General features: G+C 45.8%; 13 protein-coding genes. 8 read left to right on the top strand and 5 right to left on the bottom strand.

Annotated features, from left to right (window positions below; genetic code table 11):
* Positions 1–132: 132 nt before the first annotated feature.
* From F0220_RS18605 to F0220_RS18575, 7 genes are all read left to right on the top strand, one after another.
* Positions 133–1,176, top strand: coding sequence for an SPFH domain-containing protein (locus tag F0220_RS18605; protein ID WP_091017902.1), 1,044 nt, complete (start codon positions 133–135; stop codon positions 1,174–1,176).
* A gap of 68 nt (positions 1,177–1,244) precedes the next feature.
* Complete coding sequence (locus tag F0220_RS18600) at positions 1,245–2,219, top strand: diacylglycerol kinase catalytic domain-containing protein (protein ID WP_105599997.1); 975 nt, start codon at positions 1,245–1,247, stop codon at positions 2,217–2,219.
* An 83-nt stretch (positions 2,220–2,302) separates the two neighbouring features.
* The gene (locus tag F0220_RS18595; protein WP_105599333.1) at positions 2,303–3,016 is read left to right on the top strand and encodes a response regulator transcription factor; all 714 of its coding nucleotides are present in this window, start codon (positions 2,303–2,305) and stop codon (positions 3,014–3,016) included.
* Entirely contained in the window at positions 3,013–4,011 is a 999-nt protein-coding gene (locus F0220_RS18590) for a sensor histidine kinase (RefSeq protein WP_105599332.1), read from the top strand. Before F0220_RS18595 ends, F0220_RS18590 begins: the two co-directional genes overlap by 4 nt.
* Before the next feature lie 192 nt (positions 4,012–4,203).
* On the top strand, positions 4,204–4,974 hold the full coding sequence (locus F0220_RS18585) for an ABC transporter ATP-binding protein (RefSeq protein WP_017687815.1): 771 nt from the start codon (positions 4,204–4,206) through the stop codon (positions 4,972–4,974).
* Complete coding sequence (locus F0220_RS18580) at positions 4,949–6,907, top strand: ABC transporter permease (RefSeq protein WP_105599331.1); 1,959 nt, start codon at positions 4,949–4,951, stop codon at positions 6,905–6,907. Before F0220_RS18585 ends, F0220_RS18580 begins: the two co-directional genes overlap by 26 nt.
* A gap of 143 nt (positions 6,908–7,050) precedes the next feature.
* Complete coding sequence (locus tag F0220_RS18575; protein ID WP_105599330.1) at positions 7,051–7,392, top strand: cupin domain-containing protein; 342 nt, start codon at positions 7,051–7,053, stop codon at positions 7,390–7,392.
* Between the two features lie 227 nt (positions 7,393–7,619).
* Here F0220_RS18575 and F0220_RS18570 read toward each other — a convergent pair whose 3' ends face one another.
* From F0220_RS18570 to F0220_RS18550, 5 genes are read right to left on the bottom strand one after another with little or no spacing between them, the layout of a single operon-like run.
* On the bottom strand, positions 7,620–7,919 hold the full coding sequence (locus tag F0220_RS18570; RefSeq protein WP_036613395.1) for a metal-sulfur cluster assembly factor: 300 nt from the start codon (positions 7,917–7,919) through the stop codon (positions 7,620–7,622).
* Between the two features lie 31 nt (positions 7,920–7,950).
* The gene (locus F0220_RS18565; RefSeq protein ID WP_105599329.1) at positions 7,951–9,183 is read right to left on the bottom strand and encodes a hypothetical protein; all 1,233 of its coding nucleotides are present in this window, start codon (positions 9,181–9,183) and stop codon (positions 7,951–7,953) included.
* A 13-nt stretch (positions 9,184–9,196) separates the two neighbouring features.
* On the bottom strand, positions 9,197–9,808 hold the full coding sequence (locus tag F0220_RS18560; protein WP_105599328.1) for a DUF2249 domain-containing protein: 612 nt from the start codon (positions 9,806–9,808) through the stop codon (positions 9,197–9,199).
* Complete coding sequence (locus tag F0220_RS18555; protein ID WP_091017890.1) at positions 9,795–10,169, bottom strand: hypothetical protein; 375 nt, start codon at positions 10,167–10,169, stop codon at positions 9,795–9,797. Before F0220_RS18555 ends, F0220_RS18560 begins: the two co-directional genes overlap by 14 nt.
* Positions 10,170–10,186: 17 nt before the next feature.
* On the bottom strand, positions 10,187–10,420 hold the full coding sequence (locus F0220_RS18550) for a DUF2249 domain-containing protein (RefSeq protein WP_105599327.1): 234 nt from the start codon (positions 10,418–10,420) through the stop codon (positions 10,187–10,189).
* Between the two features lie 320 nt (positions 10,421–10,740).
* Here F0220_RS18550 and moaA point away from each other — a divergent pair, with 320 nt between their 5' ends.
* Positions 10,741–11,742: a GTP 3',8-cyclase MoaA gene (gene moaA / locus F0220_RS18545; protein WP_091017887.1), complete on the top strand. Its 1,002-nt coding sequence runs from the start codon at positions 10,741–10,743 to the stop codon at positions 11,740–11,742.
* The last annotated feature ends 17 nt before the right edge of the window (positions 11,743–11,759 follow it).

Below are 11,759 nucleotides of genomic sequence, written 5' to 3'. Positions count from 1 at the left end.
AGGTTCAGAAGTCATCCCTTTCTCTACATAGGCATATGAATCATTTGTTAATGTCGTATTGACAATATCGAATTCATTTGTTATCATTTCGATAATATCAAAACGACAATATTAAGAAATGGGGAATGAGCCATGTTTGGATTTCGATTTGCAAAGTTTCAACCCAGTGAATATGTAATGAAAGTGAAAAATGGTGAGGTAAAACGTCAGGGTGTTGGATTGTCCTTCTATTATTATGAGCCCACCACATCGGTAGTGGTGCTACCCGTGTCCTCGGTGGATGTACCTTTTATGTTCGAAGAGATTACGGCGGACTATCAGACCGTTACTGTGCAGGGACAGCTAAGTTATCGCATTGTAGATTATTTGAAAATAACACAGAGCCTGAATTACACATACAATTTGCGCAAGAATCGGTATATTTCAGACGACCCCGGCAAACTGGACCAACGGGTAATCACCACAGCGAAAGTACTAACCAAGAAATATCTGGAGAAAATGCCGTTGAAGGAGGCCATTCAATCCAGTGAACGGCTGGCAAGCAGCATGAAACGCGAAGTTGTGCAAAGTGAAGAGTTGGAGAAACTGGGCGTTGAGCTGATGAGTCTATCCATCCTGGCCATTCTGCCCAATAAAGAGACGATGCGTGCATTGGAAGCACAAGCGAGGGAAGAGATTTTACGTCAAGCAGATGAAGCGCTGTATGTGCGTCGCAATGCATCGATTGAACAGGAGAGACGAGTGAAGGAGAACGAACTGAACACCGAAATTGCCGTGGAGACAAAGAAACAGCAAATTCGTGAGACCCAATTGCAGGCAGAACGCTCGGTGAAACAGAAACAAAACGAGATGGAGCAGGAGCAGCTTCAGTTCAATACAGCGATGGAGGAACGTAAGCAGCAACTGATTGAATTGACCATTGCCAATCACAATGCCGAGGCAGATGCCAAAGCGTATGAGATTGCTGCCGTGATGAACTCATTGCAAAATGTACAACCAAATGTACTGCAAGCAATGGCGAATATGGGCATGAATTCTGATAAGCTGATCGCACTAGCATTCCAGGAACTGGCCGAAAATGCAGGCAAGATCGGACAGCTTAATATCTCGCCGGATCTGTTGCAGGGATTGATGTCTCCTGCGCCGGGCAGAGATCAGGGAGGTAGAGGGCGATGAGATTAGGAACAAGAGAGGCAGAGCAAGCAGGGAAATCAGTACGTCATCAGGCTACGCCGGACGATCGAATGAGCGAACACAAGCTCATTCTCGTTAAGCGTCGGACCCGACTGGAAGAGTTGGTGGTTCGATATAACACGGTGCAGCAAGCTCAGTTTTATATTGAACGTCTGGGCGCAGACTTCAGTGATTATATGGAGGAAGACCGTCGTTATCGGTTATCTGTGCAGCAGGCACAGCAGCAACTGGGTCAATTGGGACGGGTTCAAACAATTGATCGAGAACATGTGCCTAATTTTATCTTTGGAGAGCAGGATATCGTGGTCGTGGTTGGACAGGATGGGCTTGTAGCCAATACCCTCAAATACGTAACCGAGCAGCCGCTAATAGGTGTGAACCCGGACCCGATGCGGTGGGATGGCGTGTTATTACCTTTTACCGTGGAAGATCTGAGCTTCATTGTTCCTGATGTCATTCGAAAGCAACGAACCTTGAAAGAAGTCACTCTCGCCAAAGTGGAACTGAATGATGGACAGTATCTATATGGTGTCAATGATCTGTTCATTGGTCGGAAGACGCATGTATCGGCACGTTATGAAGTGCGTTTGGGTTCATCCGCAGAACAACAATCTTCCAGTGGCATCATTGTATCCACAGGCATGGGATCGACAGGCTGGTTCAAAAGTGTGCTGGCCGGAGCCACCGGAATTGTAGGGTCCGCTGCATGGCAGAACATGAATTCTGAAGATGAGGTTGCTGTTGCATCCTCATCCATTCATGGAAGCAGGCAGGAGCTGAATCATTTTAACTGGGATGCGCCTTACTTATATTTTTCAGTACGTGAACCTTTTCCGAGTCGAACGACTGCTGCTAATCTCGTGTTTGGACAGATCCATTCGAATCAACCACTGCACATTGTATCCCAGATGCCAGAGGACGGTGTTATTTTCAGCGATGGGGTAGAGCAGGACTTTCTTGAATTTAACTCAGGGGTGGAAGCCATCATTGGGTTGGCAGAGAAGAGGGGACGTCTCGTGGTCTGACCCTTTATTTTCAAGCCGTTTCCGACTAGAATGGGTAACTAGATGTGATACACTGACGTCAGGAAACGGAAAGAGGGTTAACGATGCAGTCGATATTGTTGGTTGAAGATGATGCCAAGCTAGCAGGATTGCTGGCGGCTTATCTGACCCGAAATGGATTCCAGGTACAGGTCACAGAAGATTTTCGTCATGTATTGGAAGAATTCGTGAAGATGGAACCGGATCTTGTGCTGATGGATGTGAACTTGCCTCAATATGATGGGTACTACTGGTGCAGGCAGATACGCACACATTCCATATGTCCCATTTTATTCATATCGGCTCGTGATAGTGGTATGGATCAGATTATGGCGTTGGAACATGGAGCGGATGATTATATTACAAAACCTTTTCAATATGAAGTTGTGCTTGCCAAAGTCCGCAGTCAGCTGCGCCGAGCCTATGGTTCTTACGCTGCTGTTCAGCAGGAAGTAACAGTTACGAATGGTCCCATGATCCTCTATCCTGAGCGATTTGTACTGGAATATGATCAACGTTCAATAGAGCTGACACAGAAGGAAGCGATACTGGTGGAAGCACTAATGGCAAAGGCAGGCCGAGTTGTCAGCCGAGAAAAATTGTTAGAGCAAATGTGGGAAGATCAGCATTTTATCGATGATAATACGTTGAATGTCTATATTACACGTGTTCGCCGAAAGTTGAAGGAGCTGGGTGCAGAAGAGATTTTGGAGACGGTTCGCGGAGCGGGTTATCGTGTATTGGATCTGGATTCATCCGCACAGGGAAAAGGGAAATGAGACTTTTCCTGAAAGACCACCTGTTGTTAGTCGGAATTTATGTGTTACAGATGCTGCTGGTTCCGTGTGTCTACTGGCTCTCTGGTGAGGGCCGTCCGATGAAGATTGTCCTTTATGGCATGCTGATCAGTACTGTTGTGCTGTTGATCTATCTGGTCATACGTTACCTCCAGCTACGAGCGTATTATCGTCTACTTGAACAACCACGTAAACTGGTAAACGAGCCTTTCCAAACGCTTGGAAATTCGGTCGTGGCGGAAGCCATCCAGGAATTGTTACATGAACTGGAGCGTAATCGGCAGAACGAGATGGGTCAATTACGTACTAGCAAGGATCAGCAGGTGGTATTCATGAATCGCTGGGTTCATCAGATGAAGACGCCCTTGTCCATCATCCAACTGACCTTGGAAGATGTGGACGATGAGACGGCTGGCAGTATTCAGGATGAGCTGGATAAAATGCGCAAAGGACTTGAGATGGTCTTGCATTCATCACGGCTTGAACAGTTCGAAGGGGATTTTCGTGTAGAGCTGCTGTCTCTGCATGAGGTGCTTCGGAGTAGCATTGCAGAGAACCGGCGTTTGTTTATTCGCAGAGGCATTACGCCGGATATCCGGATGGAGGGCGACCTTCAGATATACAGTGATTCCAAGTGGCTACGGTTCATGTTCACCCAGATTTTGACCAATGCCGTGAACTATTCCGATAGCAAATCAGGCAAAAAAGTGATCATTACCGGCTATAAACAGGAAGAGCGTACAATCCTGGACATTCAGGATGAGGGAATCGGCATCTCGTCCGAGGATATTCATCGTGTGTTCAATCCCTATTTTACAGGTGAACGTGGCAGGCAATACCACGAATCCACAGGGATGGGGTTATATCTGGTTCGTGAGATCAGTGCACGTCTGGATAACCGGGTAGAGTTGTTTTCGGAGCTGAATAAGGGAACGCTGGTCAGATTTAGCTGGATTCATTCGAAATATCCGCAATAAAGAGCGCTTTGCCCACAGCCATGGGTGAGGTGTTTTTTTTATAGATACAATAAGTTATGGAGGCAGGGGAACAGAACCTTAAACGTACTGTAAGGGAAGTTTAAGGTAATTCGATAGCACCGTTAGGGGAGGTCAGTTAGGATAAGAATAGAATTAACGTATAAAGAATGATGGATTAGGAGGGAATTATGCATGGAAATGTTACAAGTATCGGGACTGAACAAAGTATATCAGGGCAAAGTGCAGACTCAAGCCCTTAGTGATATTCATCTGACAATCAAACAAGGTGAGTTTGTGGGTATTATGGGCCCGTCCGGCAGTGGCAAAACCACATTGTTAAACATGGTCTCTACCATTGATGAACCCAGCTCAGGCAAGGTGCTAATTAATGGCATGAACCCGTTTGATATGAAAAAGAAAGAACTTGCCATGTTCCGGCGTCGGGAACTCGGGTTTGTCTTTCAGGATTTCAATCTGTTGGACACGCTGACGGTTGCCGAGAATATTGTACTTCCATTGACGCTGGACAAGGTCAAACTGAAGGAGATGGAGAGTAGACTACATCGTATTACAGCCAAGCTTGGGATTGATCATATTCTGGATAAACGAGTGTACGAAATCTCGGGTGGACAGCGACAGCGCACAGCCATTGCGAGATCCATGATCAATATGCCTTCGATTGTATTGGCGGATGAACCCACTGGTGCATTGGATTCCACTTCATCTCAGGCTGTCATGGAGTCGCTTGAACAGATTAATCAGCAGGAGAAAACGACCATTATGCTGGTGACACACGATCCCCTTGCTGCAAGTTATTGCAATCGAATCGTATTTATCAAGGACGGGAAACTGGCAGCGGAGGTACACCGCGGAGATAATCGGCAGACGTTCTTCCAGCGGATCATTGATACTTTATCCTTCTGGGGAGGGAATTCACATGAGCTTTCCTCAGTTCGCGTTTAATAACATTCGCCGCAATGGGCGAGCGTATATTGCTTTTTTTCTTAGCAGTGTGTTTATGGTCATGATATTTTTCGCTTATGCAGTATTTATCTATCATCCATATGTGGCAGAGTTGCCAATGGGTGACACTACCGCTACGGGGATGCAGATCGCTTCGATTATCGTGTATGTGTTTGCATTTTTCTTTGTTATGTATTCCATCAGTGCTTTTCTCAAATCACGGAACAAGGAGTTTGGCATTCTGACCATACTTGGTGCGGAGCCTGGACAGATTCGGAAATTGGTCATATTGGAAAATATGTTGATCGGCTGTCTGTCCATTATTGCCGGTATCGGCGGAGGCATGTTGTTGTCCAAGCTGTTCCTGATGTTAACCACTCGTTTTATCGGGATGGATGATCTGTCCTTTTATTTTCCGGTGAAAGCGATTCTGATTACGATCGGGGCCTTTCTGTTATTATTTTTCTGCATTTCACTTTTCACATTGGTATTTATCGGAAACAAACGGACGTTAGAACTTTTGACGGGGACCAGCAAACCTAAAAAAGAACCCAAAGCTTCGTGGTTCTTCTCACTTCTGGGCCTGACATTACTTACAATCGGATTTGTAGCACTCCGCAGTAAATTGAGTGGCGGTACGATCTTGCTCGCAGCAGTGACAGGCATCGCAGGGACGTATTTTTTCTACTCACAACTTTCCGTGCTCATTATACGGGTATTGAAGCGTAATCGTAAAACGGTATGGCATGGTACTCGTCTGTTATGGATCTCAGAGATGAGTTACAAAATGAAGGATAATGCTCGGATGCTCTTTATGGTGACGGTAGTGATTGCGATTGCTTCGATGAGTGCAGTTGTGATTTTGTCACTGGATCAAGAGAACCGGGAGCAGTTTACAAACAATGATTTTCCAATTCAATACAATGTTTTCAGACCAGCAGAGCAATTGGATATGAGCGCTATTGATTCGATGCTTGAAGCTGCAGGCTTGGATTATCAACAGATATATCTGGAATATTTCTGGTCCGCTGCAGATCAGAGTGCTGTCTCGGTTATGCCGCTTAGTCACTACAACCAATACAATCTGACACAAGGGAAAAAGATGTTCCAATTGGATGCCGGATCTGCCTTATTTGTGGATACCCGCAATGAGAAGGATCAGGGTCAGATCGAGCGCAACAGATTTCGTAATTTTGCGAAGGGAGACAAGTTGACGTTGAGTCTGAATGCGAGCCCACTGGAAGCTCGGGTTACGGATACAGATATCGATCCACAGTTTGGAACCCTACTCTATGCTACAGGTGTAGTTGTCCTACCGGATGAGAAGTATGAAGAGATTGCCCAACAGATCAAAGAGAATATGATATCTGCTAAATATCTGTATCAGATTCCTGCATGGGGTCATGCTGTACCTGACCGCCACTCCTCGGAAGCCATGGTTAGCGATCAGCTTCTATTCTCCGCGGATTCCATTCGGAGTAGCAACGCTTCAACGGATAACCACTCTGGATATCTGAGTACGCGGTACGGTGATTTTGAAAGATTCAGACAGGGGACAGCACTATTTACCTTCTTGGGCATATTTATCGGATTAATCTTCTCGATCTCTTCCGCAAGCTTTCTGTATTTCAGACTGCATACCGATCTTGAAGCGGATGGAAAGATGGTGCATTCTCTTTCGAAAATGGGTCTCAGTTTCCAGGAGATGAAACGATCATCCACCGTTCAGATTGCTATTCTGTTCTTTTTACCGATCGGAGTAGCTATCATTGAAACTTTGGTCGTGGTTAAGCCATTTCTTACTGAATTCGGTATTACCAATTATACGATGCCGCTGTTGACTGTATTTGGTGCCTTTGTACTTGCACAGACGTTTTATTTCTTTGTTATTCGTTCCAGATATGTATCTTCTCTGCGCAAAATGATGGTGTAACTATCTTAGAAACAAACGGTCATAGGGACCGACCATGATCTGTTCATTGCCTGCATTCCTTGATTCAGATCAAGGAAATGCGGGTTTTCTTGCGATAAGATGAATGTATTCACAGATTATATTATCGAGGAGGAAGATTAATCATGAGTATTACGTCATTGCAAGAAGTCAAAACATTCAGCGAGGACCGTTTCACAAAACGGATTTTATTCCAACAGGGTGATGGAGTGACCTTTGTACTTCATTTTCTGCCAGGTCAGCAGCTTCCCGTTCATAAACATCCGGGCACAGACGTTATTTTGCTGGTTGTCGAAGGCACAGGCACTCTTATTTTGGATGGAAAGGAACAAGAGGTGAAACAAGAGGATGTGATCCATTGTGGCGGTGAGGTGGAGTTCGCATTCCATAATACAGGAGATCAGGAGGTTCGTTTGTTCGTGGTATTAAATAAAGTTCCAGCAGCATCGTATGCAAAGGACATCTAAGATCTAATATCAAGGAATTGATAGAATGATTCACTGATCGGCACTAATATAAGGGAAACTCTATTCTGGAGTTTCCTTATTTATTTTTTATTCAAGAATACATTGACCAAGTGTGGCTTCCTTCGAAAAACAAAAAGCATACCTGGGTCTGAGAACATCAGATTTAAGTACGCTTTTTCGTATTCCGGCAGCAATTTGTTCATGCATCCGGTCTATAGTCATAGTGCCTAGAAGTACCCCAGCATTTCTTTGGCTTCATTCGACATCAGCTGTGGAGACCACTGTGGCTCCCACACGACTTGAACATCAATATCAGTCTTATTTGTATTTTCCTGCAAAACCCATTTCACCGCACCAACAATTGTATCGTGCAGCGGGCAACCTGGTGTAGTCAGCGTCATCCGTACATGTACCCGTTCAGGCTCTTCCCTTACTTCATACACCAGACCCAAGTCAACGATATTGACACCTAATTCAGGGTCATATACTTCCTTGAGACATTCCAGCAAATGCGTGGTTTGTTCCATCATGTTCACTCTCCAGTCCATTTTATTAACATTAACGTCTGAATACCAAAGCAATATTTGTTATATAAACGATGGAGACAAGAGACAAAATCGTCCCTCCAACCATCATGACCTCTGCCAGATTAATCAGAATTCCACTGACAAGCAAAAGGCTTCCAGCGACCATGGCGAGCATACCCCAATTGACATACCGTTCACTTAGCATACCTGCCATCAGCGGTGTTCCGGGTCTGCCTGCCTGCTTGCCATATTTGTGGGTCCACCATAGAAAGGGCACGATTTTGGAGGCATAACCAAGTATGGTGAGAGACACCCAGCCCCCGAGATATACCCATCCAGACAGCAGAACAACACGTGGATGGAGCAGTAGTTCAGTCCCTTGCGAGGAATAGATCAGTAGGGCAACAGCATATACAGCCAACGCACGGCTTACATACACAGACCAGCGGATGCCCGGACCTGGGTTACTTTTGTGCCGTTTCTCCTGAATTTGCTCCAAGTGATACACATAGAAGAGAAGGGCTGCGGTTAGAAGTAGGAGCGCGAGCCAGAGCAGACTTCCCTTAATACCTGTCAGAAATGCGACAACACCTGTAACTACAGCTGCATTCCACAGAACCAGGACCACTTTTTGCAGTCGAATGGAATAATCGTGGGATAAGTAGAACATGGGAAGCATTTTGTAACTGAAGCCGGTAATTAACATGCCAAACCAGCCAAGTGTTCCCATCCAGATATGTGCGCCGAATAAGCGTTCATGCAGACTATTCCAATCACCAAAGGCAAAATTCAGACCCATTAGCATACCGGACAGCCCGGTAAGAACCAGATAAAGACAGGAACAAGCTGCGCTGATCGTTACCGGATTCCACTGTGAGGCACGGAAGAGGGTAACGGCCATATTCCATCCGAACAACAGAATGCCAGAAAGCGCGAGTGTAGCAGAAACGGCAATCCAGATGACATCTGCATGAATGAAGCCGTATAAGATACCCACGATTCCAATACTGAACAAGAAATAATGACAATAACCGAGAAACAGACTGTAGATATTGGATTGCAAAATAACATGTATCAACTGATAAACGGCACCCATAGCCAGCATGGTTGCCCACCCGAGCACAAACAGATGGGCATGAAACCAGCCTTCGGGTCCTCTGAGTTCATCACCAAGCCAGCCTGTCAGCGAGAGCAGGGAGAATGCGTGATACATTACAAATCCAAAGATGCCCGTGATGATAAAAAGAAACGGCAACCTGGACATGGCTTTCGCCTCCTTACCCTTTTTCAATTCTCACTTTGGCTGTACCATCCGCCTGATCTGCAACTGTGTAGAGACAACCCAGATTGTTAAGTTCCTCAATCAAGAATACAGGCACACGGTCATTATGAATCAACACGACATCCCCGGGCTTGCAACGCTCCAGTGCCGCAAGCGTTCGCATCATCGGCTGAGGTGGTTCTAATCCCCGGTTATCAAGTACGACGGTTGGAGCCTGAGAAGATGGATTGAACTCAGCTTCCACAATAATTTCTTCTGGACGGCCCTCGCAGGAAAATGAGGTATCACCTGAAACCGAATCCAGTTCAGTCTTTGGGGGCGTACCGGATAAAACCGCTGCAGATATGGTATCTGCACTGGTTTTATTTTTTTTGTGCACAAATGTGGTGACCCAGTGATCTGAACTCTTGCGTTCTGATGAATTGGAGTACCCTTTCATTTTGAGAATACCGAGCAGAGGCGTTGGTTTGAATGGAGCGTGTAGTACAAATACATCTTCATGTTGAAGGCCTTTGACCGTGTCCATGATCAACTGAAACGGCTCCAGCTTTTTACTCAGATGAGAACGCACATCCAATTCAACAATATGGACTTCAGATGGAGACATGTGCGTTCACATCCAATCCTGCACCAGCTACATCCGCCTGCTGTACCAACTGTAGAGATGATTCATACAGGGCTACCATACCACCATACAGAGCATAGAAGAATGACTCCGGCGCATCGAGGGAGAAGGACAGATATGCTTTGGGATCCATTCCGAGCACACGCTCAAAAAGTCTCGCACTATCATAGGCGTAAAAACAGAAATGAGTATATTCGAACACAGGCATTTTTTCATAAATGGTAATGATCTCTTGTGCATATTCCACTTGCTCACGCTGTGCCATTTGAATCATGGTTGTGGCATCTTCCAGCCGCAGCGTGATGCGAAGTGTAGTGTCATCAATAATATCAACGTGCGCCATAGCGCTTCAGCTCCAATCTATAATTTGCTGATTTTGACCTGGAACGTTGTAGGCCCCTGTTCAATGTACTCCCAGTTGAAGCCGTCAGGATGTGTGGATTGGAACTGGAATCGTAGCGGTTTTGGATCGTGATCATTAATAAGCAGCATGGATTCCTGCGGTTGCAGCTGATCAAACGTTTCGAAGATAATTTTATGTTTCAAATGCGGTGGATACTCCGTGGCATTAATAGTTGCTGCATATGTGTTCATGTGTCATTCCTCCAAATAGGGATAGTGTGGTGTTGCAATTTGATTATAGAAAATGTGAAGAGGGGTCTTTGTGAGCCTGCTCACACATTTCCTTTTGCCATAATTTTGCCTTATTTGGCCCACAATCCTGTTTGGAAAAGGGTTACGGAGCATATATAGATGTGCACTTGTGCGCTATGTTTCACTTCTTGTGATATTTTGCACAGTTGAGCGAACGAGACATCCTTATATTTAGCGTCAAGATGACACTCGATGAGAGGAAGTATGTTCCCTCCTTCGGCTGATGTGAAGACAGCACCCTAGAGAAGGGAGGTACGTGTATGGAATCGAAATTAATGGACCCATTTGGAAGAATACATGATTACTTAAGAATTTCGGTTACGGATCGCTGTAATCTCCGCTGTGTGTATTGTATGCCGGAGGAAGGAATGCAGTTTGAACCGACAGAACGAATCCTGTCCTATGAAGAAATCACGTCCATCGTTAAGGCGCTTGCTCCATTAGGCATTAGGAAATTGCGTTTAACTGGAGGGGAGCCTCTTGTTCGCAAGGGTCTGGATCAACTGATTGCCATGTTGTCCGCCATTCCAGGAATTGAAGATATCGCATTGACAACCAATGGCATCTATTTGGCAGCCTATGCGGATCTGCTGAAGGCTGCGGGGCTAACACGGGTGAACATAAGCCTGGATTCTTTGAAGCCAGAACGATTCGCAAGCATTACCCGGGGCGGCAAGGTGCAGCGTGTGCTGGATGGCATTAAAGCCAGTCAAAAGGCTGGATTTCATCCGATCAAGCTGAACGTGGTGCTGATGAAAGGCGTGAACGACGATGAAGTGGAAGACTTTCTGAGGATGACCCGGGATGAACCCATTCATATTCGTTTTATCGAGTACATGCCTATAGGTGACAGTGGTGATGGCTGGAGATCAGGATATCTACCACTCGAACATGTGCTGGAAACATGCGGAGCATCATGGAACTACGAAAGCTGTGGTGAAGTTTACGGCAATGGTCCCGCAGATAGTTACCGCATAAAGGGAGCTGCTGGAACCTTTGGTCTGATCCATCCGGTCAGCAGTCATTTCTGCGGAAATTGCAATCGACTCAGGCTGACGGCAGACGGAAATATCAAACCTTGTCTCTACTGGTCGGATGAGTTCAATGTTCGTCCACTCGTAGGTGATGACAAGGCGGTTCAGGGCTTATTTTACAAGGCACTCGGAGCCAAACCCGAAACCCATGACATGGTAAAAGCCTTAAACGGGCAACAGATCGACGGCACGCCAACGTTGCGAAATATGTCGCAAATCGGAGGTTAGCAACCGCAGTTCAAGAT

The organism is Paenibacillus sp. 37, from assembly GCF_008386395.1.
Lineage (GTDB): Bacteria > Bacillota > Bacilli > Paenibacillales > Paenibacillaceae > Paenibacillus > Paenibacillus amylolyticus_B.
This window is presented reverse-complemented; position numbering and strand designations above follow the sequence as displayed.

Excerpts from the sequence above, each read along its gene's own strand:
- F0220_RS18550 (WP_105599327.1), bottom strand. The coding sequence starts at position 10,420 with ATGAACACATATGCAGCAACTATTAATGCCACGGAGTATCCACCGCAT.
- F0220_RS18595 (WP_105599333.1), top strand. The coding sequence starts at position 2,303 with ATGCAGTCGATATTGTTGGTTGAAGATGATGCCAAGCTAGCAGGATTG.
- moaA (WP_091017887.1), top strand. The coding sequence starts at position 10,741 with ATGGAATCGAAATTAATGGACCCATTTGGAAGAATACATGATTACTTA.
- F0220_RS18575 (WP_105599330.1), top strand. The coding sequence starts at position 7,051 with ATGAGTATTACGTCATTGCAAGAAGTCAAAACATTCAGCGAGGACCGT.
- F0220_RS18565 (WP_105599329.1), bottom strand. The coding sequence starts at position 9,183 with ATGTCCAGGTTGCCGTTTCTTTTTATCATCACGGGCATCTTTGGATTT.
- F0220_RS18590 (WP_105599332.1), top strand. The coding sequence starts at position 3,013 with ATGAGACTTTTCCTGAAAGACCACCTGTTGTTAGTCGGAATTTATGTG.
- F0220_RS18560 (WP_105599328.1), bottom strand. The coding sequence starts at position 9,808 with ATGTCTCCATCTGAAGTCCATATTGTTGAATTGGATGTGCGTTCTCAT.
- F0220_RS18605 (WP_091017902.1), top strand. The coding sequence starts at position 133 with ATGTTTGGATTTCGATTTGCAAAGTTTCAACCCAGTGAATATGTAATG.
- F0220_RS18555 (WP_091017890.1), bottom strand. The coding sequence starts at position 10,169 with ATGGCGCACGTTGATATTATTGATGACACTACACTTCGCATCACGCTG.
- F0220_RS18580 (WP_105599331.1), top strand. The coding sequence starts at position 4,949 with ATGAGCTTTCCTCAGTTCGCGTTTAATAACATTCGCCGCAATGGGCGA.
- F0220_RS18570 (WP_036613395.1), bottom strand. The coding sequence starts at position 7,919 with ATGGAACAAACCACGCATTTGCTGGAATGTCTCAAGGAAGTATATGAC.
- F0220_RS18600 (WP_105599997.1), top strand. The coding sequence starts at position 1,245 with ATGAGCGAACACAAGCTCATTCTCGTTAAGCGTCGGACCCGACTGGAA.
- F0220_RS18585 (WP_017687815.1), top strand. The coding sequence starts at position 4,204 with ATGGAAATGTTACAAGTATCGGGACTGAACAAAGTATATCAGGGCAAA.